The following is a 24,874-nucleotide window of genomic DNA, read 5'->3' on the forward strand; positions in this document are numbered from 1 at the left end:
ATGAATACTATGGTTGAAATATGCTTTATTAATAGGCATGAATGAAAAGGCCGATTAATTTAAAAAGCGATAGCTTCTCTGAAAATAACCAATAATCACTTAAGTAAAAAGACAGGGTACCTCCTGCATGTATTTAATAATATATTATCTGTCGGCACCTAACCCACCTTCATTGATGATCATAGATATTTCGTTTGTTCGTGTCTGCTTTTTATTGTTGATTTCAAATACTCTCTCCTTCTTCTCCATCATTATTTCCTCCTTTCCACATACTTTGTTACTTATATAATTGCACACCCCAGTACAGTCATATTATTAACCATATTCAGAGATTTTAATTTGAAATCATATATTCCATTTTTCACGTCTTATTTGTTCAAAATTATTCGAGAGGGAACATCGCCTTCTTATAATAAAACCAGCCAAAAAGACTACCTCCTTATATAGCCAACCTGAATTACCACCTTGAACCAAATAGTAAAAGAAGTTGAAATGGTGTTGATAACTTGCACCTTAGTTAATCTCTTTATTTAAATTTTGGAGTACTACTTTTCTGATAAAAATCAATTTAATTTTTGGTTTAACTTGATACATTTCATAAATTTCCCTCCCATCACTTAAAAACCAAAGTCATTTGAAAATGCGATATCTATCGAAAACTGGATTTTCTCATATATTGTTTCAACAGGTCCTTCTTCATCTACTAAAACGAGATAGTATTTTGCTCGCTTATCATAGGAGATTGTTTTAAATACAAATTTCTCTCGATATGTTCGTTCTTCTGGATTAGTTGAATAGCTATCTGCAATAATAATATTCTCATTAGAGACCCTCTGATTTTGTTCATCCGTAAAATATAGTTTTAATCTCAGGGGGCGTTTTTTATCTTCTATCTTCTCCGATTGGAAAAACTCTAAGTAAGTAATTGTATTCGTAATTTTCCTTGTTGGACTAGTCAATTTAACATCTACTTTTCGAATATCATTTCTTGAGAATTTACTACGATCATTCTTAAATGTAATTACGGGTACAACCACTTCTTGTAACATTGCCCCTCCATGTACATAATTTGATCCTGGACCTTGCAAAGCAAACCTTCCAGTTCCGTTTGGTACAGTTACATATGATGACTCCTCTTGGTTCAAAACACCATCCATCGAAAAAGTCATTGTTCCATCAATTTCGGTTTTACGGTTTGATACCATAAACCTTTTTTTAATTAGTTTAGGATTAACCGAATCATTTGGCATTTTGTCACTTTGAGATAATGGATTTCGCTGATAAAGAAATCCGTGATCAGTTGTTATTATAATGTTTGATGCACTCACGTTATTAACCAGCTGATTGACTAATACACGTAAATCATTTATAGCTTCTTCTACTGCATCAAAGACTTCCATTTCAGTTGAAGCATTATCACCTCGTGCATCAATTGTATTATGATAAATATAGGTGACTCTTTTTCCAGTTAACGTTTTTCGTAAATTAGAACGATTCATATCAACTAATTCTTTATGTTGAATAGCCATTGAGTCACTTATATAACTTTGCAGAATTTGATTACGATTAACAGTACTTGATGCACGTATATCATCAATAAAAATCGATTTCTCTTGTTCTGACCCATATTTAATAATTTTATGTGGCAGTAATGAAGCCATACCTAAATCTGTATAGGATGGCAATACACTTTGAATGGGTGTTATATCTGTAGAAGCTTTACGTTCGTTATTTAACAAACTCACTAGTTCTTTAGCAGCCTCAAACCGCAAGGCGTCAGAGATAATGACAAAAACCCGTTCACCTCTATTAATATAAGGTTGAACAAAATTTTTATAGAATTGATTTTGTTGATCTATGCCTGAAATAGCCCAAGTTTCATAATTTGTTTGTTCTAAGCTATTCGTCCATTTTAAAGCTAATTCCTGAAGAAACCAGTTTGTGTAGAGGTTTTCTACTTTTTCACGTAGTGGTAGCAAATGCTCTTTATGCTCCAGCTGGTCAAAAGCTACATAAAATTTTCGATATGCAGTATCTACCTCATAATATTTTTGATAATAGATTTGAAACATATCGTAAGCAGACTTCTCAGGTATAAACTGCTTAATGTTGTGTGCATATTCACAGATTCTTAGACCTTGTTCAATTGCTTTGTAGTCATGTTTATATTTATCATACCAATGTAGTAACCGCCTTTTAGATATTATTTCTCTATAAGTACCAAATTGATTAACATCCTGTATAAGTTGATTTTGTAAGTAATCAATAATTACCATATCGAATTGTTGAAAAGCATCTGCATCTAATATATGGTTAGCATCCCACTCTTTTACATGTTCACCAACTTTTATAATTGAACTAATTTGATCGGCAAGCCGACGATATGCCTTTATATCAGCATTACTATTCATTAATTGGTTCATAAAAATAATAGAATTCATTGGTCTGTTTGATACATATTTAGTCCACATACTAGGTAATTCAACTTCTGGCATACGATCTGATAAGTAAGATATTGTAAAATACATCATTAAGGAGATAAGAGATTTATCTTCTAATGAATAACCGTAATACTTCTCAACCATTTGCCAAAAAGCCTTTTTATCTCCCAACTTGTCTATCTGATCCCATAATTGGCTTTTATCTTGTGAGAGTTCATTTAAAAGAGATCGAACAACTTCATCTAATGAATTTAATGAGCTCTTTGCCAGCACAGCCAAAACTGTTATGTCAATAGATTCTTCTGTTAAATTATCAAGTGGGTATGATTGAAAAACTTTAAGCCTTTTTGTACTGTTAAAGAACTTGTCATACTTTTTAAAGACAGTTCGTAAGGAATCATCAGTTATGCCGAGCTCCCTCATGTTTACTGTAGTCCTATCCGTAGCGAATTCCATACCCACCTTATATAAATCTAGCAACCAATCTTGTCTAGGTACTGGCTTAGTCATATTCGCGTATATGAGAAAGTGAGAATTGGGATCAACTTTTTCTAACTCATATTTTGTTGCAAATAGATTATTTTGCGTCAGCGTCACTATTCGAACGTTATCCAATTCAAGGTCCTTTATATCTTCTACGAATTCTCCTTCTTCGTCATACCAGAATACAATATGGCGCTTTCTTCCATTTGATAATTCTTCTTGAAAAGTATCACGTAATACACGATTCACCTCATTTAATTTCATGATTCAACAACCCTTCTATCTTATATGAATAAGAATGAGATTTAGCAAATTCCCTTGCTAAATCTCTCTTTTGAAATTACTACTATAAATTTGCTAGAAGATTCGTTTTTAGCGGCTTTTTCCCCTCTCCTTGGGGGATTTCTACACCTTGGAACTTAGCATAATTAATACTTACACCATCATCTAAATTAATTTCAATTCGTCTGTTCGCTACGTGACCGATGACTTGATCATACTGTTGACATTCTAATAATTGTTTTTGTAAGTTTTCTTTTTGTTTCTTTGCATTCTTTTTATCAGTAGCCGATACATTGGATTCTAAGATATAGTCTATTCGGTCTAACTCTTCTTCATATTTCTTTATAAGAGTGTGTAAATAATCTGTTCTTACACTGGCAACAAGTCTTGGTTCATACCGGTGCATATAAACTAGCGCTTTAAAGCCATCATTTTTTCCACTATCAAACATCCAATAGATTGGACGTTTTTGATATGTTTGGACGTGATCTTTAAAAAACTCTTTAAAGAAATAACGTCTAATTCGTTTTCGTGAAGGCTCATTGTTTCTTTTAATTAGGGACTCTGCGATAAAGTCTATGTTTTCCTCTAGAGTGTCTTCACCAAAAACTGTACTTATAAATTCTATAAACTTACTGACAATATCATTTTCAAAATACTCATCATCAGTAATTGGAATAATATTGTCAGTAGCAACTTTGTAAGTTGTGTATTGATTTGGATCAAAGTTTCCACCTGTGAATACCGTTCCTTCTACATCAAGTGAATATCGACCAAACATACATCCAACTGCATATGATAACAGTGACTTAATATCCCTTTTCGTGTCAGCCAAACGAATAGTTATATCCCTATCCTTCATTTTTGCGTCTACTTTATTTTCTAAGTTATATAATTTGTTAAAAATATCATTTAATTTCTCTTCATTTTCCTTTAGCGTATTAAACCACTCTTCAGTTGTGATATTCCATTGATCATATGCTTTTTTTATACTATTATTATTTTTTAAAATTAGTGGATGTTTCTTAAAATCCCAAGATGTCTCAAATGAATCCCATTCATTTTTGGAGATACGAATATTTTCTTTTACCAGGTTAATTATAGTTTTATTGGTTTGAGCATCAAGTTGCTGAATAGGTAGTTTAGCTACATCTCCTACAGTAAAAGTCAGGGTGGGTGCGATATAGGTCAATAATCTATTGGCAACTTTTGAATTTCCAAACGCTAATATATAATAAAACATTTCTTCACTTGGGAAGCAATTAGCTCCATGCTGATAGAATAACGCATTTTCATAACTCTCCCTAAAACTTACATTTTGTGAAGAGATAACTCCATATGTTAGAGATTTTTTGAAATAAAGATTTTCGTTTCTAATATTAGCTTTTTTCTTTTTATGTTTAAGAGAGTATCCATTGTTTTCATAATTTATTATCTCACTTCTATTACCATACCATTTCCTGAAATCTCCCCCCATGTCAATTTCAAACCATGTATATTTACTGCTCTCCTCTAGATGGTTTAAATAAATTTTACTTTTTTCAACCTCATACCATTTACGAAAATATAGTTGACTGTCTCCATTTGAATCCAACCCCTTTTTGGGAGGTGCCACTTGTAAAAGGGTATTGTTATTAATGAAACAATCTCTATCTTCTTCTTTAATCCAATAACATAGAGGCCAACCGATTATGCTTTTAAAATTCTCTTGATTAAATTTAATATTATCTAATTTGTTATTTTTAAAATGTTGCTCTTTTTCATCTGAATTTTTTTTATCCACCAATCTATAATATATCCCATAAGTATTGTCCGACTTATTCTTTTTTAAGGAGAAAGCGGTAGTAGTAACAACCTCCCCTTGGATTTCTTCAAATGCATGTGAACCTAAATGTAACATAGTATCAATTTCAGCATTATTTACAATGCCCATTCTTAAATCTTTAAAACTACCAGTAAACATCCAAGAATCACGAGTCACCATGGATACATATGAATTTTCTTTACAAAAATTATAGCAAGCTTCTATAAACACGGCATATAATTCCATTTTAGAATTAGGATATTGTTTATCAATGAAATTCTTTAAATAGTCGTCCATATTTCTTCTACCTAAATAAGGAGGGTTTGTAACTACAACATCATATTTTTGACTCAGCAACTTTGCTTGATAGATTAGAGGTAGAAACGTTTCCTTTACATTATCTATATTTGCCACGGTGAAAATGTCTTCTGCCTCATTATCATCCAATTGTTTTATTGTATCTATCCACAAGTCAAAGTTTATATCTTTTTCAACTTCAATTAATGAACCAAATTGCTTCGCATCTTTGAATTTGTCAAGTAAGTAATTAACCTCGTCTCCATTCTTCAGTTTATCTTTTAAATAGTTACTAATATCTTGATTTATACCATTACTTTCTTGAATTGCATATAGATTTAAATTGATTTTGTCGTTAAAAACTCCACTATAATAACTTCTAGCTTTCATAAACAAAGCGAAATAAGCAATTTGAATAGCTCTGTTGTCAACTTCTAAACCAAACAAATTTTTCTCCAGAATAAGTTTTGGGATATCTTTTGTAGAATATCCCGCTTCCTGGTAAATTAAAAATAGTAAGTCAAAAGCAGACACTAAAATATGTCCCGAGCCCACACAAGGATCTAAAATTTTAATTTCCTCAGGATTTACAATATCTCTGTTATTATATATGGACTCATTATTTATGAAAGATTCCATGTCTTTAATTAAGTTTGTGTTACTCCCGTTTCGCGAAAATATTTTTCCTAATGAATTTTCAATCATATAATTTACTATCCACTTAGGGGTAAATAATTGTGTTTTTGCTGGGATATCCTCTTTTGATACTTTTTTCCCACTTTTTATATATTTATCTATTAATTCCTTTCTTTCCGAAATATACTCCTGATATAACCATCCGATTATTTCCACTTGATTATTCCAGCTATCTTCATCAATTATTCTAACTAAATCTTTTACGATCGATTCTTCTAATAATAAACCATCTGGTAACAATAATTCCGTATAGTCTTGTATTTTTTCGAATATTAAGGGCATAAGTTCACCTAATTGATTACACTGCTTAACTAATATATATCTAAACAAATCTTCAGTATCATTTTCGTCTTGCAATCGATAAACGATTTCCATATCTAGCCCTAATTCATCCGCAATCATATCTACTTCCGTTAAAGCATCTGGTTCGGTCTTGTCTTCAATAATAGATGAAAAGATCCTAACCCCTGTTGGTAAGTAATCATTCACCTCCATGAATCGTATAGCTATAAAACGATTGAACCATGTGTATGAAACTTCTTCGATGACTTGGTCAAAACCTTTTTCTTTTATCTTCTTTAACAATTCATTCCTTTGTTTTATTTCGTACTTCCTATAGAATCTCTGATTAATTCTAAATCCTTCTTGGTACACTTCAGGTTCAATGATTTCTGTTCTTGTTATACCTAATTCATACGCTCTATGCTCAACAGCTTCCAATAACTTTCTTCTGGCGGTAGTAGCAAAGTTCTTAATTGCAGCTTTGTTCATATTCTGTACCTCCATTATGTATGGAAGGGGAGTCTCCCCCTTCCTAGTTCACACTAAAGTAATAATTGTATCTTCTTCTAGTTGTTCCTCTAACTTTTCACGAATTTCAATTAACAGTTTATCTATATCATTTTTATTTTCGATTTTTTTCGTTCCCCTGAGTATATCCTGTTTACTAATTGTCTTAGTTTTATTTGATTTTAGAGGTGTAACAATTTCCCTATCGTTATCTGAGTCATGTTCCTCTTCAACCTCTTGCCGATTTTGTGCGTTTTTCTTATTCACTTCTTGTTGTATTTTATCAATATAACGGACTTTTAATCGATCACTTTCTGTTTGCATTGCGATTGCCTCAAAAAAATTATTTACTCTATCAAGACGATCCTTTAAATTATTAAAATCTTCTCTAAATTGTGAAGCAAGTTCTGCTCTAATACCCGGCAAACCTTCTAATTCTTCCATTACAGTTAACTGGTCTTGGTTAATATTTGTTTTAATTGGTTCACATTCTTCAGACAATAATTCTATAAACCGTTCGTCGAAAGCCTGACATAACTCTGGTAACTTTTGAATGTTTTGATAAGGATGGACATGCTTTACAACTTTCTCAATCTCTGTAATAGTAGTTAAGATTTCCTGATCATTAATGTAAGGACGATTTTGTTCATATATATCTATGCGATCAAGAGCCCTATCATATTTATCTTGTTGATTTTTGAAGAACCCTTTAACTTCTTTTACTTTTTCTGCAAAATCTTTGAGTTCCTTTCGATTATTACGGATGTAATGATAGAAAGTAGAAGCTTCCCTGATTTCCAACAACTCTTCAAACAATTGTATTCCATCAAGTAAAACTTCTTGTCCAGGATAGGAACGATTTTTGTAATAGACCAATAAATTGGATATCCTGTGTTTTTCATCCCTTGCTAGCTCTTTAAATCGTTTCATTAAACCATCTTCATCCGATGGTAAGGATGAGATATCAAACAATTCTTTGCTTAAATCTTTTACATTCTTAAGTAATAATGGAGATATTCGCTCCCGTTTCTTCACCAGTACTCTATCAACGAAATCTCGCTTCGTCAGGTAATTTATTATATCTTTGTCACTTGAATGTAAATATGTGCTGTTTAACAAGAGCTTAATTTCTTGATCCTTAAATAGCTTTATTAATAACGATGTAGTATCAATTTCATTCCAACCATAGGGTTGTTTGGAAAAATGTGAAGTAACTGTCTTAATCGTGACAGGATGGTTTCGAGTAGATAAACGATTAATATACATATCTACCTCTTTTACTGCCAAATGATTATTTTCGTCAGTTAATTGTTCAGATTCGTGAAGTAAATCATGTAATTGCTTGGTTGAATCAACGAACTCTTCGATGTAATGAAGCTTATTATATAGGCTATTTACTAATGCCCTAAATGCTTCATTAATGCGTTCGTCAGGTGATTTTTCTTTAATATCTAATTTTTGAGAATTTGCATATATTTCAGCTTGTGTTATCGCTTCTCTAAGATAGATATTTACACGGCTTTTCCGAGTTGATACTTCCCTAGACTTTCTTGTCTTAATATCTTCTATAGCTTGTGGAACTGATATGCCACTCTTTAACTTTAGATAGGATTGAATCTTAAGTATTTCTTCCATTTCATCAAGATAAGGTGCATCTAGGGGAAGCTTTACGATGACGTTTGTTTCTCTCATGGACATTGACTTTAACTCTGAAGAATTTAATTCCATTTCAGCTTCATAGTAAGGAGTAAGTATCTTAAGACCAATACTATTTGACTGCATACCAATTGGACGATCATCAATCTTTGCGTTAAAGCTGAAATGATGTTTTGCTGAATGACGATACTTTTTATCGAGGTATATACCTCCAAATATCTCTTCTCCTAGCTTATGAATTACTTCTGCTGTATCAACATGCATATTCTTGATTTCACGATTTACATCTTGCTCGTCATTTGTTAGAAAAATATATTCATCACCATTTTTTTGAATAAGAGTTTCTCTTGTTAATCTAATGAGGGATTTTTCAATTTTTCTTTTTAATTCAATCTTATCCTCATTAATATGTTCAACCATAAGAGTTGATATATTTTCTAATGTTGAAGGTAACTCCTTTAAATATTTAATCAGGAACAATAGCTTTAATATTTCTACATCATATTTTTCAAGCCTTGTATTTTTATATGCTTGAATAATAACTCTTGTAGTTGAAGATTCTAAGAATTGCTCCATCGGTTGATAAAACGCGGAAAAAGGGATTAGAGACCCTTCATTTTTATCACTATAATTAATAGCTGCTTCTTGGAATGCATTCAATAATGAACGCTCACCTCTAGATTGGTGTTTGCTTGAATTAGAATGATTGGCTATTTCTGAAATTGCCTTTTGAAGTAGTGTGAATTGATATGGAACAAAAGGATATACATCAATAAACTCTTGTTTATTCGTATATTTCTTCATTTCTGCAGTGTCATCCGAGAAGGTAAGAGAATTATTTATTATTGAATTGTTTTTATCATATAATTCATCTAATGTATCTGTACCATATTCGTTTTTAAGCAATAAACGTTTAGTTATTACTTCATCTACATAAGCACTAGACAAACTTAACTTGGTATCAAAGCGACCCTGGATCTTTGAAAAATCATTCCCTCTTACACTCATAAAGGAATCATAGTCTTCTTGGCTAGTTACAATAACCCATGCCTTCCCCTTACACTTCAGACCAAATTCATGTATTATAGTTTGAAGGTTTAACATTAGTTGAGAATCTTCGCCTATATATTGTCCTATTTCATCGATAAAGAATAATACGTGATGATTATCACCTTTGGACTCAATATACTCATTCACTCGTTTTGCAAATCGTTCTATACTAATTGAATATTCTTGTTCTGCTCTTTGAAACCAATTTCGTGCTGAATCCTCACTCATTTCTGTCGTTCTACATAAAGCTTCAATTATTGAATCCTCTTCATAGTAAAAGTCTTCTCTTGCCTCTTCCCAATTGTTACTAGATATTTCTCTAAAAGTTGCTTTAAAATCCTCATACAAACCGTCTTTATACATAATTCTTTCAATATCAGCAATCCAAGGGATGGACCCACAAAACCCTTGCATCTCATTGAAAGCATTATTCATCACTCTTACTATTGAATTCTTATCACTCTTCGAATTTGCTTCACTTTTTGCATCTATGTCAAAAAGGATTACATCATTAGTTATATTCCCTGCTAGCTTAAGATCAGAAAGGATCATTGGGTCATGTATCTTGTCTTCCATGAAATCAATGGCCCTTCGTCCATTTACCTTATTGTTTTTTGTTAAATATGAAAGTATTTTAAGGAAATGGGACTTACCCGAACCAAAAAACCCCGAAATCCATACACCTACTTCATCTGTATGCCCCTTAACTCCTTTTTTATAAGATGAGAAAAACTTCCCCAAATGCTTTTGAAGTTCGTTAGTTACTACATATTCATCAAGTTCTTGAAAGGAATTTTCTTCCTCATTGCCAATTTTAATAACACCTCTAATTGGTCGATCAATTTTCTTTTGAAACATTTTTTTAATTTCCATGCATTTCCCCTCCTAATTAATCCACAAGTCTAAATGCCCTATAATAATTGTCATCCTTTAATTCATTGAATAGCTGAAGTGATTGTCTATCGTATTCACCAGGAAAAAACATAATAATTGGTATTTGATCAACGGCTCGGTGAATGTTATTCAAAACCGTATGCGATCTAATAATAGGAAAAACTTTTCCTACACCTGTAACAAAAACTATATCGCTTTGTTGAGTTCGATCACTCATGTATTGAATAACTAAATCATTATCCAAGGTTAATCTTAATGCTTTTTTAGTAGCATTAAGTACAAAATCACTACCTTTTTTCTCTTCCATCTCAAAATTTTTTTGAAGATATCCCTTTTGTTCAAGTATTTCCAACACAATCTCATATAAGTCAAATTCTCGAATATGTAGATCAGGGTGTTCTTTCTTTATCTTTTCTTTTAAATACTCAATATGATTACGTACAACCATTTCATACTGGGGATCGTAATCAAATATATAATAACCAACCTCATTTCCTAAACCTTTATTTTCACGGAAGGAAGGATCAGTAATTTTAGGTAATATATCGTCCAATCGTTCATTTATAGTCCTCATTTTATACACCTACCATATTTTCTATAAAGTGATTATCTCCAATCTTATGTACGTGTTCTTTCACTTCAATATCTAACATCGGTTGAATGATTTCACGTTCACCTTTCTGTTTTTTCAATAGACCTGCTTCACACAGTATTCGAATATACACCTGTTTCAGTTTATAAAATGTGTAATCGCGCCAGTTCGCTACTGTTTCACTTTGTTCCTTTTTACCTACAAAGAACAAATTAAAGTCTCTATCTATTAGCTTTAAATCCAATAGAGCTATTTTTTCACTAAAGACTTCATTCATAAACTCACAAAATAAACGGTCTGTTTTCATAATTGCATATAAAACAATTAATTTACTTGTCTCTATATCACTCTGAACAATTTTCTCAATAAGATAATCATCAACAGCGTTTAAGCGTGTGAGAATTGTTGATGCAATTTCACACTTTCGATCTTCGGACCTCACCTGGAATATATTTTCATTTATCACTTTATTCTTTAGCTCCACCTCGTTCATTCCTTGTATCAGCAACTCTGAAAGCTTTTTTGTTTCTATATACAGAAAGGGACGTGATTTAATTGTTGATTTATATTTTTGTTTTTTTACCATTATTTTCTATCTCCTTGGTCCACTTTTATTATTATTTTATCAGTTTTCACTTTTCATATCACTATTTTGTTTAGCTGGTTTCCGAACTACAAAAAATGGTGATTTCATTACACAGAAAAAAACAACTGCTAGCTTTACCTTTCTATTACTATCTCCTTCTCTTTCCTAATCTCTATATTCCAGTCTTTAGAGCGCGGAATGTCAATATTACAAATCTGTCTATTTAATTGAACACGATGCCTTTCAGCAAACTCCCTTCCGCCTAAACATTATCCCTACAAAAAGTTATGCGATTCACCTTATGATCTTCTTGCTCCTCCGATTTAATTCATCAATCGTCGTCTGCCGCTTAAACCCAGACATAGAAACTAAACGCGTATTTTGCAGTTTTTTCTTTTTAATACTCCAATAAGACAGTTCATCAATCGGACTTTCAAACAAATAAATGGAATTTGGTTACCTATAGAGGTAATAAGTGATCCTATCAAATAGAATGATTATATCCAGTCACCGACAAAGAAAAACAAAGTCCAAGGGGGGCTTCATTAGAAAAACTGATGCAAGAATTGAAGCAGCGGAATTAGAGAAGGAGGTAAGAGAAGGAACTATCTTGAAGAAAACAATATCACTCTCAATGAGTTCACCGATGATTGGCTTAATTTCTATGCGAAAAATTCTAAGGTTAGTTCGCATCGAGGAAGTACGAAAGAAATTCAGCATTTAAGAAGATATTTTTCAAAATCAAGCTATTTGCTGTCATGAGAAAACACTAACAAGCATTCATTGATAACCTACACGCAAAAGGATATGCCTACATACTTATATGGAATTCATACTACCGGCCGAATGTTATTTAAGAAGGAGCATGAATATAACCTTATTAAAACAAATCAAAGTGAATTTATGCAGCGCAGAAGGTCGAGTATAAGAAATAATAAATAGAAGAATAAGCCTCCCAAAAGTTTATAAAACTTCTGGGAGGCTTATTTGATTTAAACTTAATTTCATTAGAAATCCAGTCAATATTCATTTATATGGTTTCAAATCCTTGTGTAGAAAAGAGTTTGAGGACAGCAAGGACAGCTTACATCATGCCGCCCATACCGCCCATGCCACCCATATCTGGCATGCCGCCACCACCGTTGTCATCCTCAGGGATGTCAGCAACGACTGCTTCTGTAGTTAGGAACATAGCCGCTACAGAGCCGGCGTTTTGAAGTGCGGAACGAGTAACTTTGGTAGGGTCTACGATACCCGCTTCTACCATGTTCACCCATTCGCCGTCTGCTGCGTTGTAGCCGACGCCTACTTCTTGGGATTTCAGCTTCTCTACGATGATAGAGCCTTCCAGACCAGCGTTGTGTACGATTTGACGTACCGGCTCTTCAAGAGCACGTAGGACAATGCTTGCGCCTGTCGCTTCATCGTCAGAGAGATCTAGTTTTTCTACGGCAGAAATGATGTTGATAAGTGCTGTTCCACCACCTGCGACGATTCCTTCTTCTACTGCTGCACGCGTAGAGTTCAATGCGTCTTCGATGCGTAGTTTACGCTCTTTCAATTCTGTTTCTGTCGCCGCTCCGACTTTGATGACAGCTACGCCGCCGGCAAGTTTCGCGAGACGTTCCTGAAGTTTTTCTTTATCGAATTCAGAAGTCGTCTCCTCTGCTTGCGCACGGATTTGTGCTACACGGGACGCGAGCTGTTCGGAGTCGCCTTTTCCTTCAACGATGGTTGTGTGTTCTTTCGTGATGACAGCTTTCGAAGCACGGCCTAGTTGATCTAGTGTCGTGTTCTTAAGATCGAGACCAAGATCTTCAGTAATGACCTGACCGCCTGTCATCGTTGCGATATCTTCAAGCATCGCTTTACGGCGATCGCCGAAGCCAGGTGCTTTTACGCTTACCGCGTTGAATGTACCGCGAAGTTTGTTCACAACAAGTGTCGCAAGCGCTTCGCCTTCCATGTCCTCAGAGATGATAAGGAGTGGCTTGGACTGCTGAACAACTTGTTCAAGTACCGGTAGTACTTCCTGGATGTTATTGATCTTCTTATCAGTGATAAGAATGTACGGGTCTTCAAGCTCCGCTTCCATCTTATCCTGGTCTGTCACCATGTAAGGGGATGCGTACCCGCGGTCGAATTGCATACCTTCTACGACTTCCAATTCTGTGTTGAAGCCTTTGGATTCTTCGATCGTGATAACGCCGTCGTTACCAACACGCTCCATCGCTTCTGCGATCAGCTGGCCGACTTCGTTGTCGGAAGCAGAGATGGAAGCTACCTGAGAAATGGATTCGCGTCCTTCGATCGGGTTGGAGATTTTGCGGAGCTCGTCTGTAGCGACTTCTACCGCTTTCTCGATACCGCGACGGATGCCGACAGGGTTAGCGCCGGATGTTACGTTCTTCAGTCCTTCACGGATCATGGACTGCGCAAGAACCGTCGCTGTCGTTGTACCGTCACCGGCTACGTCGTTCGTTTTGGATGCTACTTCGGATACGAGCTGCGCACCCATGTTTTCGTATTTATCTTCAAGTTCGATTTCTTTAGCAATCGTCACACCATCGTTCGTGATGAGCGGGGATCCGAATTTCTTATCGAGGACGACGTTACGTCCTTTCGGTCCGAGTGTCACTTTCACTGCATCTGCTAATGTATCAACACCGCGAAGCATAGCTCTGCGGCCGTCTTCACTGAATTTCAATTCTTTCGCCATTATTCATGCCCTCCTTGTTTGATCCGTACGTTTATTTATTGAATATTATTGAACGACAGCAAGAACGTCGTTTTCGCGTATGATTAGGTAGTCTTTTCCGTCATAGCTCACTTCTGTACCTGCGAACTTGGAATAGATGACCTGATCTCCCTCGGAAACTTCAAGTGCCACCTTTTCGCCGTTGTCCTTCAAACGGCCGGTACCGACAGCTACGACTTTTCCTTCCTGAGGCTTCTCTTTCGCCGAATCAGGCAGGACGATTCCGCTTTTTGTAGTCTCTTCCTGTTCTACTACTTCAATAACAATACGATCTCCCAGTGGTTTTAACAATTAGGACACCCTCCTCAGAATTCATTCATCTTGTGTGAATTGTCGATTATTAGCACTCTTACCTCGTGAGTGCTAATACCAATTATTATAATAATCAATCACCGTTCGTTTTTCAAGTAGGAGCTTTATATTTTTTCTAGATTTTTCTTCTTAATCGTTCTGTTTCCTTCTGTAATTCCACCTATGGTAAAATTGAAGGCAGTGATTAAGAAAAAGATAAAGGAGATTCTTATGCCCAGACGGTATTGGTATATCATCATCATCTATCTCGCAACACAGCTGAGCGGAATCATCGGTGCCCCGCTTCTGATGGCTCTCGGCTTCGGCCGTACGGATGCCATCGCCGTATGGTCCATCTTCAGCTTCACGATAGCCACAGTGTGGATGCTTATTCTTCTGAAACCGGAGCTCGCGGAACGATCGGAACGGGCTCGTACAGGATCGATCATCCTTTGGGCGATTCTCGGGTTCTTTCTTGCGCTATTCGCCCAGAACATCGCCGGCATGATCGAGATGTACTTGTTCGATGCATCCCCGGAGTCTGAAAACACGCAACTACTTATGGATATTGCCGAGCAGTCGCCGATATTCATTCTTCTTCCGGTGATTTTCGCACCGATCACGGAAGAGATCATTTTCCGGAAGATCATTTTCGGGTCCATCTATAAACGGACGAATTTCCTGTTAGCCGTGGTCGTGTCTTCTCTCGCGTTTGCGGCTTTCCACTTTGATTTCACCCACCTGCTGATCTACTTTGCAGCCGGGTCGGTCTTCGCTTTTCTTTATGTGAAGACGAAATCCATCATTACGCCGATCATTACGCATATGATATTGAATAGCATGGTCGTCGTCGCGCAGATGTACCGGGAGGAATTGGAGAACTATATGGAACAGATGGAAACGATTCTGTTGGGAGGGTTGTTTTGATATGAAGGCCTCCCCCTTAATGATGGCTTATTTGTACCTGTTCATCGGGGCGGGCTTCGTCTTCGTCGCTGTCCAGTCGATCGAGGGATCAATCTGGAACGCCACGACGATGATCCTCGCTCTGATCTCAACATTCAACATCGGGGTCGGCATCCGCTTGATCGGCCTCCACTTTTACATTAAGAATAATTCAGACAAAAAGTGAAGGGTAAAGTGCCATCGCTTCGCTTATGGCCCGGGTTTCCGGGTGATGCAACTGGATTATGAGAATTCCAACAAAAAATGAGCTGGATCCTACATGGATTCAGCTCATTTTTTTTCATCCTGTACACCTTTCATGATGAAAGAGAACGGCAGGGCCAGAAACAGGACGGCAGCAGACACGAGAAACGCCTCGTTCAGCGTCTGCAAAGTCGCTTCCTGCATACTCATATCTACCGAAATCTGGGCGCGCCTGACTTCGTAATAGATCGAGAAAAATACGATTCCGAGCGAAGACGCAATCTGGCGGATGATGTTGTTCATCGCAGACCCTTGAGCGACGAGATGGTCGGGAATTGCGTTCATCCCTGTCGTCGTCGCAGGCATGTTGCTCATTCCCATCCCCATGCCTCGTATCGCGTTCAAAAGAAGGATCCACCAGAACGGGCTCGACGTCTCGAGCATTCCGAGGCCGATCGTCGACAGACCCATGATGGTAAGACCAGGCGGGATGACAAACTTCGGTCCTTTTTTATCGAGCATTCTTCCGCCGAGGGACATGAAGATGCCACTCGCCGCGGCCGATGGGAGGAATAGAATCCCTGTCCATACTTCATTCAGTCCGTATACGTTCTGGATGAGGAGCGGCAATAAGAAAATACCTGAAAACAGCCCGATGGACGCAGAAGATGTGATAAGGATCGACACCGCATAGGTCGGGACCTTGAAGACCGATAAGTTGAGCAAAGGATCTTCCTGCCTGAATTCATAGCGGACGAACACCGTCACGAGTATGATCCCCGCTGCAATCAGGGATAAATTCAACGGATCAAAGAGAACTTCAGGTGTACGCCCACGGCCAAGGGCGAATAGCACCGCCCCGATTCCTGACGTAACGAGAAGAAAGCCGATCAGGTCGAATCGTTTGTTCGGATCGCTCTCCGTCCTCTCGAGGAATTTCGTGGATAACAGCAGCCCCGTCAATCCAAAGGGGATGTTGACCGCAAAGAGCCACGGCCATTCGAGAAACTGGATGAGAAAGCCCCCGATGGTCGGGCCGATCGCCGGAGCTACCATCGCCGCTACGCCGTAGACCCCGACAGCGAGTCCCCGCTCATTTTTCGGGAACGAGTTGAAGATGAGGGCCATCGCAATCGGCATCATCAATCCGCCGGCCATCCCCTGAATGGCTCTCGAGAAAATGACCATGCCGAGAGAGCCGCTGAAGAATCCAGATGTGGAACCGATAAGAAACAGCGTCAGACCGACGAGGTATACTTTTTTCTTACCGAACCGATCTCCGAAGTACCCCGTCAGCGGCATCGTCATCCCCATCGATACCATGAAGATTGTCAGAATCCACCCGGCGGCTACCGCGTTCGTATCAAAGATTTCAATGAACCGCGGCAATACCGGGTTCAGCATACTATTATTCAGAATGACGGTGAACGTTCCGAACAGAACGGAAATGACCACCAGCCATTTTTCCGGGATTCTCCTTGCCATAGTTATCCTGACCTTTCGATGTTCGAATTAATTACTATTTCCATACTATAAGAAAAAGACACAGAAGTCAGTTTCTGTGCCTCGTTCCCGGAAATTTCCTATAGCGGATAATGCTTCAGGAAATAAGCGAGCGATTGCAGTTCCACCGAAAGATCGATGTGATGCACACGAACGTCCGAGGGAACGGTGATCCGTGCCGGTGTGAAGTTCAGAATGCCGGACACCCCTTGTCCTATGAGACGGTCCGTAATCCCCTGCGCCGCCTGGGAAGGAACGGTCAGAATAGCAACAGAGACGTTGCCCATCCTCTCCTCCAGATCATCGATATGTTCGATAGGAACACCGCCCACTTCCTGCCCGACGCGTTCCTTGTCCGCATCGAAAGCGACGACGATCTTCGTATTGTTATTTTTCATGAAATTGTAGTTCAGAAATGCGGTACCGAGGTTACCGACACCGATCAGCGCGACTTCTGTCGTCTCGTCCTGATCGAGCGTCTTGCGGAAAAAGCTCACCAGATGCTCGACATTATAGCCGTAGCCTTTCTTCCCGAGCGCACCGAAATAAGAGAAATCCCGTCGGATCGTGGCAGAGTCCACCTTCACCGCGTCACTCAATTCCTTCGAAGACACTCTCATTTTCCCCTGAAGGTATAAATTATTTATAAATCGGTAATAGAGCGGTAACCGTTTCGCTGTGGCCTGAGGAATTTTCGCTTCTTCATCCATGTACGTTCCTCCTTCTTCTTCCTTACTATATAGTTTAGCAAAAATCGTGAGTAAATTCACAAAGTTAGTCCGTTTTGTTGCCCCTCGTGCTTTCGATAAGATACACTTGAATGAGTCGAGGTGAATAAATAATGATTCTAATGCAACTTAGTCAATTGACGAAGCGTTTCGGAGCTGAGTTAATTTTATCCGATATTGATTTGGAAATACAGACAAACGACCGGATCGCCATCGTAGGGCGGAACGGTGCCGGCAAATCCACCCTGTTGAAGGTGATGGCCGGAGAGATGAGCTACGAGGAAGGGAACATCTTTCAATCGAAAGAAACGACGGTCGGCTATCTCGAACAGCACAGCGGACTTGAATCGGACGGAACGATTTGGGAAGAATTCTCTCACGTGTTCGACGGGCTTAAAAGAATGGAAGCGAAGCTGCGGGAGATGGAAGCCGAGATGGCTGACCCGGACCGTTTCTCTTCCCCTGAAGAGTATCAGGCGTTTCTCGAAGACTATGACCGCAAGCAGAACGAGTTCAAAACGTCCGGGGGCTATCAGTACGAAGCGGACATGAAAGCCATCCTCCAGGGCCTCCATTTTCCGGAATCGATGTGGAGTCAGCCGATCCAGACGTTGAGTGGCGGCCAGAAGACCAGGCTCGCACTTGGTAAATTGCTTCTGACGAAACCGGATGTCCTCATTCTGGACGAGCCGACAAACCACCTGGATATCGATACGCTCACGTGGCTCGAAGGCTATCTTCAGTCTTATCCGGGAGCTGTCGTCATCGTATCGCACGACCGTTACTTCCTGGATAAAATCGTGAACACGGTTTATGAAGTCGCCATGCAGCGGGTGAAGAAATACACTGGCAACTACAGCACCTACCTGAAGCAGAAAGAAGCCGATTTCGAACAGGAAATGAAGCAGTACGAAAAGCAGCAGAGTGAAATCAAGAAGATGGAAGATTTCATCCAGAAGAACATCGTCCGGGCCACCACGAGTAAACGGGCGCAGAGCCGCCGGAAACAGCTCGAGAAGATGGCCAAGATGGAGAAACCGAAAGATGACGCCAAATCTGCGAAGTTCTCGTTCCAGGTGAATCGTCGCAGCGGGAATGACGTTCTCAAAACGAGAGAAGTAGGCTTCCATTACCCGGACAGTGATTATCTGTTCGAAGATGTGACGCTCGACGTTTCCAGGGGGGATTCGATTGCGTTGATCGGACCGAACGGTGTCGGGAAATCGACCCTTCTGAAAATACTCACCGAGAACCTGGCTCCTACCAAAGGAGACATCGTCATCGGTGCCAATGTCGAAATGGGCTACTACGACCAGGAACAGAGCGAACTGAACCGGAAGAAACGGGTGCTGGACGAGCTCTGGGATGACTATCCGATGGAAGACGAGAAGGATATCCGGACGATTCTCGGTAACTTCCTTTTCACCGGCGAAGACGTTCTTAAGCCTGTCGCTGCGTTAAGTGGTGGAGAGAAAGCCCGTCTTTCTCTTGCTAAGCTGATGATGCAGAAATCCAACCTGCTGATCCTTGATGAGCCGACCAACCATCTGGACCTCGACAGCAAAGAGGTTCTTGAAGCGGCACTCGTCGATTATCCGGGAACGATCATCTTCGTCTCGCACGACCGTTACTTCATCAACAAAATCGCGACCCAGATCGTCGAGATGAAGCCGGACCATACGCAAATCTATCTCGGAGATTACGACTACTATCACGATAAGAAACGGGAAGAAGCGGAATGGAAAGCGATCGAAGAAGCGGAGAAAGAAAAGGAACAGGAAGCACCTACGGAAGGGAAGCGTTCCTTCGAGATGGATAAAGCGGCGAAACGGGAAGAACGAAGACGCCTGCGCCGCATCGAAGAGATCGAAACACGCATCGAAGAACTGGAGCAACAGATAGAGAAGAACGATGAGCTGCTGTGTGAGCCTGATGTGTATCAGGACGCGGAGAAATCTTTAGAGCTCACGGAAGATAACGAGAAAGCTTCGAATGAAATGGAGTCGCTGATGGAAGAATGGGAAGAACTCCAGACGGACTAGAACGTATTCGGCCCCGGTTGCGTCTTACACGCGATCGGGGCTTTTTATATAGGATAGGCGTTTATGAGGCATAATTGATAGATGATGAGACAGAAACTGTACCATAACATTTTAAATGCGACAGTTTTGGCAGAGGGTCTCAAGAAAAATACGCCATCCCAAAAGTTATGAGACGCTTTTCTTCTTTTTTACAAAATTAACGTTCAATACATTTCCCCTCCCGAACTCTACATTTCTCCCCACCTTTATCCACAGACAAAGTTCAACAAAATCAGTTTTCAACAGGTTTATACACATTATCCACAGATAAAATCGAGGTTATCCCCAAATTTTACCCACAAATATAAAGCTGTTATTAAGGTTTTGTTAACTATTTATCCACGATTCGTGTAGAACCCTGTGAATAATTGAAAATTGCTATACTTTCCTTGTCGAAAGAAGGGATTGCTCCTTTATCCTTCTGTTGATAACTGAAAAAGGTAGAAACTCTTCCGCTTGCACGAGGAAGAACTTCTACCTTTTCCACTTCTTATCCACACTATTCAATTGTCCTGAGGAACTTGTCCACGCTTTCCATACTTCTCGAGATCGAGTCCTGGATGAGCATTCAGATCCCAGCCTGCACGATGCCCCTGTTTGTACGCCACGGCTCCTGCGGCTGCAATCATCGCAGCATTATCCGTACAATATTTGAGTGGCGGAATCAGGAGCTCGATATCTGTATTTTCAAACGTTTCCTGAAGAGCTTTGCGCAGACCGCTGTTGGCCGCTACGCCCCCTGCTACGACCAGCTGATGGACACCGTACGCCTCAGCCGCTTTCTTCGCTTTTGTGGATAACACCTCGACCACGCTCTCCTGAAAGCTTGCAGCTACATCTTCAGGCTTCAGCGTTTCGCCTTTTTGTTCAGCGTTGTGGAGCCTGTTGATCACAGAAGATTTCAGTCCGCTGAAACTGAAGTCATAGGAATCATCCTCGAGCCAGGCTCTCGGAAAATCGATCGTCGCTTCCCCTTCCGCTGCCAGTTTATCGATCTCCGGGCCTCCCGGATAAGGAAGTTTCAACAGACGTGCCACTTTGTCATAGGCTTCTCCTGCAGCATCGTCCCTCGTCTCGCCGATCACTTCAAAGTCATTGTGTCCGCGCATAAGTACTAGTTCGGTATGACCGCCGGAAACGACAAGCGAGAGTAATGGAAAATCGAATTCCTTTTCGAGTCTGCTCGCGTAAATATGGCCTGCGATATGATGGACACCGACGAGTGGCTTCTGTTTCGCAAAAGCGACACCCTTAGCCGCGTTCACTCCTACCAGAAGAGCTCCCACAAGTCCCGGTCCTTCCGTGACACTTATCGCTTCCATATCATCAAGCGTAAGTCCGGCCTTATCCAGCGCTTCTTCAAGCGTGATGGTAATCTGTTCGATATGATGTCTCGAGGCAACCTCAGGCACCACTCCCCCGAAGCGCTTATGGCTTTCGATCTGGGAAGCGACCACATTCGCTACCAGTTCCGTTTCATTTTTTATGATGGCGACGGCCGTTTCGTCACAGCTCGTTTCAATCGCCAATATATACTGTTCGTTGTTCATAGTTTCACCCACATGACTAATGCATCCTCTCCATTATCGGCGTAGTATCCTTTTCTGACTTCGGCCGGCTTGAATCCGAATCGCCGGTACATATGTTGAGCGGTCGTGTTGGAAACGCGGACTTCAAGCGTAAGCAATCGGATTTTATGCTTCCTCGCCTCGTTCATCACTTCCATGAATAACAATTTCCCGTATTTATGACCACGATAGGAAGGGTGAATCGCTATATTCGTAATATGGCCTCCCTCGTTGAAGAACCAGGCTCCACAGTACCCGATGACCTCTCCGTCTTCTTCGATAAGAAAATAAGCCGCGTGAGGATTATTTTCCACTTCTTCGAGAAACGTCTCCTTCGGCCAGGGGACGGTGAAAGAAGCACGCTCCACCCACATCACCTGTTCGATATCTTCGGTCGTCATTTCCCTTACGCTGACCATATCTACTTCTCCTGGCGATTCAGCCATTTCTGCTCGGCTTCCGGCAGTCGTAAATAGTTAGGGCTCAATGTGTGAGTCGAGGATGCCGGCTTCTTCATCGCAGAAAGCGCCAGATACGAAGGTCTGGCATACTGATGCGCGGGTGTCGGAAATACAGCGCGGTCTCCCATTTTCTCTTCAATTCTGCCACGGAACTCAGAGATATCCTGACTGACGAAGAGAATGGACTGATGCATCGCCTTCAACTTTTCGAGCCACGTGTCCATATCAATATTCTCTTCTTCCATGACCACATTCATTTCTCCGTCATAAAGACCTGTATAGACCCTTCCACGTCTCGCATCGAAAAACGGACAGATCAATCCATCGAAGAACGTTCCCTGACGTGCAAGCACTTCAAGGCTCGAGATACCTACGACCGGAATCTGAAGCGCGAATGCCATCGATTTGGCCGTTGCCATGCCGATTCTCACCCCTGTAAAAGAACCAGGGCCATGGGCCACCGCAATCTGATCCAGTTCTTCCGGAGAGGTTTCCGTTTCTCTCATCATCTGATCGATCGCAGGCATCAGGCGTACCGAATGATTCTTTTTCACATTCGTCATCCATTCTCCCGCCACTTCATGATTTTTGATGACGGCTACTCCGAGTATATAATTTGATGTATCAATCGCCAGAATATTCATCGTATATCTCCTCACAAATAGTCTCGAAATGGGAAGAACGCGGCGTGAAGGTAAGAATCCGTTCTTCTTCCCCCTCATAAGCAATTTCAATATCCAAACGCTTCCCGGGTAAATACGTCTCTATATAAGAAGCCCATTCTACGACAGTGACCCCGGAACCGTCGAAGTACTCCTCAAAGCCGAGGTCTTCTTCCGTATCCTCGAGCCGGTAGGCATCCATATGGTAAAAAGGGAGATTCCCTTCGTATTCTTTGATGATCGTAAATGTAGGGCTGTTGATAGTTCTCGTGACTCCGAGAGCTTTCCCTAAGGCTTTGGTGAACGTCGTTTTCCCTGCACCGAGATCCCCTTCTAACGTGAGGACATCCCCCGCCTTCAACTTCCTGGCCAAAAGAGCAGCAATTTCAGCAGTTGCTGCCGGACTCATCGATCGTACCTGCATCGTCGTTACCTTCTTTCCTGTAAATGTGTATAACCTGTGCGTAACAATCGCTTCGATTCCTTCCCGGACTGGAGGATAACTTCCGGAGCATCCGCAGAGGAAACGGTTCCGATGAATGTCACAGGTGTCTCTCTATGTTCAGCGATTGCCAGCAACGCTTCTCTGTCTTCTTGTGCAATCGTTCCAAGTAATTCAAAATCTTCCCCGCCGGAGAGCGCCCATTCCACAGCTTGATCCGGATAATTCTGAAGCAGGACCTCACTGATAGGAAGGTCTTGTTCCCGAATCGTCACCCTTACTCCCGATACTGCAGCAATCTCATTCGCTTCACTTGCAATACCGTCACTGACATCGTTGAGACATACGCGCTGCAATGGTTCCAGACCGGAAGCGAAGTGCGCCCGTGGTTCAGGATAACGGTGCCTGGCAATGAGAGGAGAAGCGGAACTCCGTTGCTGCATCAGCTGTTCCAATCCTCCCCGAGCATCACCTAGCGTTCCCGTTACAAAGACAAGATCACCCGGACGTGCATGAGAACGATAACGTCCTTTTCCTTTATGAATATAGCCGTGAGCAGTAATCGAGACGACAAGCTGCTTCCCACCTACGGTATCTCCACCGATCAGATCCATACCGTGCTGTTTTCCGAGGCGCTCCATCCCCTCATACAACGCAAGGATCTCTTCATTCGTCCACTCCGGCGAAACGACGAGAGATACACTATAAAAAGCCGGATCGCTTCCCATGGCGGCCAAGTCCGATATATTGGCAGCAAGCGCACGGTAGCCGATCGCCTCAGGCTCCATCGTCTGTCTTGAGAAATGTACATCCTCCACCATCGTATCTGTCGTGAACACGACGTCCCCGGTTGCACGGAAGACGAAGGCATCGTCTCCGATTCCTTTGATCACGGACGACTGCCGATAGTAAGAAGGAGAAATGCGGCGAATCAGTTCGAATTCATCCATATAGGGGCACCCACCTTTTCCTTGTTCCATTATATCAGCCAGTCACAAAAATAGAAAAAAATCATGAAAAAAAGCCTCAGGGCATCCCCGAGGCTGTGTGTATGTAATCATTATCATAAGTCAAAAATGGCGGTCCGGACGGGACTCGAACCCGCGACCTCCTGCGTGACAGGCAGGCATTCTAACCAACTGAACTACCGGACCAAATTTGGTTGCGGGAGCAGGATTTGAACCTGCGACCTCCGGGTTATGAGCCCGACGAGCTACCAGACTGCTCCATCCCGCGCTGGTATAAAAATCGATGTGGCAGCGCCCTACTCTCGCGGGGGGTAACCCCGACTACCATCGGCGCTGAAGAGCTTAACTTCTGTGTTCGGCATGGGAACAGGTGTGACCTCTTCGCTACTGCCACCACATCACTTTGAAGGATGAACCTTCAAAACTGGATAAGAAACGTTGACCAACGTTATAGAGAAGATCTCGATGGATTAGTATCCGTCTGCTGCACGTGTCGCCACGCTTCCACACCGGACCTATCAACCTCTTCGTCTCAGAGGCATCTCTACAAAGGGAAATCTCATCTCAAGGGGGGCTTCATGCTTAGATGCTTTCAGCACTTATCCCGTCCACACGTAGCTACCCAGCGATGCTCCTGGCGGAACAACTGGTACACCAGCGGTGTGTCCATCCCGGTCCTCTCGTACTAAGGAC

General features: G+C 40.6%; 18 protein-coding genes, 2 tRNA genes and 2 rRNA genes. 3 read left to right on the plus strand and 19 right to left on the minus strand.

The genetic code is table 11. From position 1 onward, the window contains the following. Window positions 1-617: 617 nt before the first annotated feature. From pglZ to groES, 8 genes are all read right to left on the minus strand, one after another. Window positions 618-3,188, minus strand: coding sequence for a BREX-1 system phosphatase PglZ type A (gene pglZ / locus BLQ44_RS15645; protein ID WP_093194830.1), 2,571 nt, complete (start codon window positions 3,186-3,188; stop codon window positions 618-620). Between the two features lie 82 nt (window positions 3,189-3,270). Next, window positions 3,271-6,774 carry a BREX-1 system adenine-specific DNA-methyltransferase PglX gene (pglX, locus tag BLQ44_RS15650; protein ID WP_093194831.1) on the minus strand — a complete coding sequence of 1,168 codons (3,504 nt, stop codon included), beginning with the start codon at window positions 6,772-6,774 and terminating at the stop codon, window positions 3,271-3,273. Between the two features lie 48 nt (window positions 6,775-6,822). Beyond that, a complete protein-coding gene (brxC, locus tag BLQ44_RS15655; RefSeq protein ID WP_093194832.1) occupies window positions 6,823-10,371 on the minus strand; it encodes a BREX system P-loop protein BrxC in 3,549 nt (1,182 codons plus the stop codon). Window positions 10,372-10,387: 16 nt separating this feature from the next. Then, window positions 10,388-10,966 (minus strand): DUF1788 domain-containing protein, encoded by a 579-nt coding sequence (locus tag BLQ44_RS15660; RefSeq protein ID WP_093194833.1) that lies wholly within the window; start codon window positions 10,964-10,966, stop codon window positions 10,388-10,390. Between the two features lies 1 nt (window position 10,967). Next, window positions 10,968-11,570: a DUF1819 family protein gene (locus BLQ44_RS15665; RefSeq protein ID WP_093194834.1), complete on the minus strand. Its 603-nt coding sequence runs from the start codon at window positions 11,568-11,570 to the stop codon at window positions 10,968-10,970. A gap of 294 nt (window positions 11,571-11,864) precedes the next feature. After that, the gene (locus tag BLQ44_RS16840) at window positions 11,865-12,011 is read right to left on the minus strand and encodes a toprim domain-containing protein (protein WP_322787542.1); all 147 of its coding nucleotides are present in this window, start codon (window positions 12,009-12,011) and stop codon (window positions 11,865-11,867) included. Between the two features lie 643 nt (window positions 12,012-12,654). Next, complete coding sequence (groL, locus tag BLQ44_RS15680; protein WP_093194836.1) at window positions 12,655-14,289, minus strand: chaperonin GroEL; 1,635 nt, start codon at window positions 14,287-14,289, stop codon at window positions 12,655-12,657. 45 nt (window positions 14,290-14,334) lie between these two features. Further along, window positions 14,335-14,619: a co-chaperone GroES gene (gene groES / locus BLQ44_RS15685; RefSeq protein WP_093194837.1), complete on the minus strand. Its 285-nt coding sequence runs from the start codon at window positions 14,617-14,619 to the stop codon at window positions 14,335-14,337. Window positions 14,620-14,850: 231 nt separating this feature from the next. Here groES and BLQ44_RS15690 point away from each other — a divergent pair, with 231 nt between their 5' ends. Both BLQ44_RS15690 and BLQ44_RS15695 read left to right on the plus strand, forming a co-directional pair. After that, window positions 14,851-15,546: a CPBP family intramembrane glutamic endopeptidase gene (locus BLQ44_RS15690; RefSeq protein ID WP_093194838.1), complete on the plus strand. Its 696-nt coding sequence runs from the start codon at window positions 14,851-14,853 to the stop codon at window positions 15,544-15,546. Window position 15,547: 1 nt separating this feature from the next. Next, the gene (locus BLQ44_RS15695; RefSeq protein ID WP_093194839.1) at window positions 15,548-15,751 is read left to right on the plus strand and encodes a YdiK family protein; all 204 of its coding nucleotides are present in this window, start codon (window positions 15,548-15,550) and stop codon (window positions 15,749-15,751) included. 104 nt (window positions 15,752-15,855) lie between these two features. Here BLQ44_RS15695 and BLQ44_RS15700 read toward each other — a convergent pair whose 3' ends face one another. Together BLQ44_RS15700 and BLQ44_RS15705 are read right to left on the minus strand one after the other, a co-directional pair. After that, complete coding sequence (locus tag BLQ44_RS15700) at window positions 15,856-17,253, minus strand: MDR family MFS transporter (RefSeq protein WP_093194840.1); 1,398 nt, start codon at window positions 17,251-17,253, stop codon at window positions 15,856-15,858. A 98-nt stretch (window positions 17,254-17,351) separates the two neighbouring features. Further along, window positions 17,352-17,981, minus strand: coding sequence for a redox-sensing transcriptional repressor Rex (locus BLQ44_RS15705; protein WP_093194841.1), 630 nt, complete (start codon window positions 17,979-17,981; stop codon window positions 17,352-17,354). 131 nt (window positions 17,982-18,112) lie between these two features. Between BLQ44_RS15705 and BLQ44_RS15710 the strand changes: the two genes are divergently transcribed. After that, complete coding sequence (locus BLQ44_RS15710; protein WP_093194842.1) at window positions 18,113-20,041, plus strand: ABC-F family ATP-binding cassette domain-containing protein; 1,929 nt, start codon at window positions 18,113-18,115, stop codon at window positions 20,039-20,041. A gap of 542 nt (window positions 20,042-20,583) precedes the next feature. On the opposite strand, the gene tsaD is transcribed toward BLQ44_RS15710, so the two are convergent. From tsaD to BLQ44_RS15755, 9 genes are all read right to left on the minus strand, one after another. Further along, window positions 20,584-21,630 carry a tRNA (adenosine(37)-N6)-threonylcarbamoyltransferase complex transferase subunit TsaD gene (gene tsaD, locus BLQ44_RS15715; RefSeq protein WP_093194850.1) on the minus strand — a complete coding sequence of 349 codons (1,047 nt, stop codon included), beginning with the start codon at window positions 21,628-21,630 and terminating at the stop codon, window positions 20,584-20,586. After that, window positions 21,627-22,067, minus strand: coding sequence for a ribosomal protein S18-alanine N-acetyltransferase (rimI, locus tag BLQ44_RS15720; RefSeq protein WP_093194843.1), 441 nt, complete (start codon window positions 22,065-22,067; stop codon window positions 21,627-21,629). The genes tsaD and rimI overlap by 4 nt, the downstream gene beginning before the upstream one ends. A 2-nt stretch (window positions 22,068-22,069) precedes the next feature. Then, a complete protein-coding gene (gene tsaB, locus BLQ44_RS15725; RefSeq protein ID WP_093194844.1) occupies window positions 22,070-22,753 on the minus strand; it encodes a tRNA (adenosine(37)-N6)-threonylcarbamoyltransferase complex dimerization subunit type 1 TsaB in 684 nt (227 codons plus the stop codon). Continuing rightward, the gene (gene tsaE / locus BLQ44_RS15730) at window positions 22,734-23,195 is read right to left on the minus strand and encodes a tRNA (adenosine(37)-N6)-threonylcarbamoyltransferase complex ATPase subunit type 1 TsaE (RefSeq protein WP_093194845.1); all 462 of its coding nucleotides are present in this window, start codon (window positions 23,193-23,195) and stop codon (window positions 22,734-22,736) included. Before tsaE ends, tsaB begins: the two co-directional genes overlap by 20 nt. Window positions 23,196-23,200: 5 nt before the next feature. Further along, entirely contained in the window at window positions 23,201-24,163 is a 963-nt protein-coding gene (gene thiL, locus BLQ44_RS15735) for a thiamine-phosphate kinase (protein ID WP_093194846.1), read from the minus strand. 127 nt (window positions 24,164-24,290) lie between these two features. Then, window positions 24,291-24,367, minus strand: a tRNA-Asp gene (locus tag BLQ44_RS15740). Window positions 24,368-24,372: 5 nt separating this feature from the next. Continuing rightward, window positions 24,373-24,449: transfer RNA gene (locus BLQ44_RS15745), tRNA-Met, on the minus strand. A 15-nt stretch (window positions 24,450-24,464) separates the two neighbouring features. Beyond that, window positions 24,465-24,579: ribosomal RNA gene (gene rrf / locus BLQ44_RS15750) — 5S ribosomal RNA — on the minus strand. 52 nt (window positions 24,580-24,631) lie between these two features. Further along, window positions 24,632-24,874: ribosomal RNA gene (locus BLQ44_RS15755) — 23S ribosomal RNA — on the minus strand; the annotation flags it as partial.

This window comes from Salimicrobium halophilum, from assembly GCF_900100295.1.
GTDB classification, from domain to species: domain Bacteria; phylum Bacillota; class Bacilli; order Bacillales; family Halobacillaceae; genus Salimicrobium; species Salimicrobium halophilum.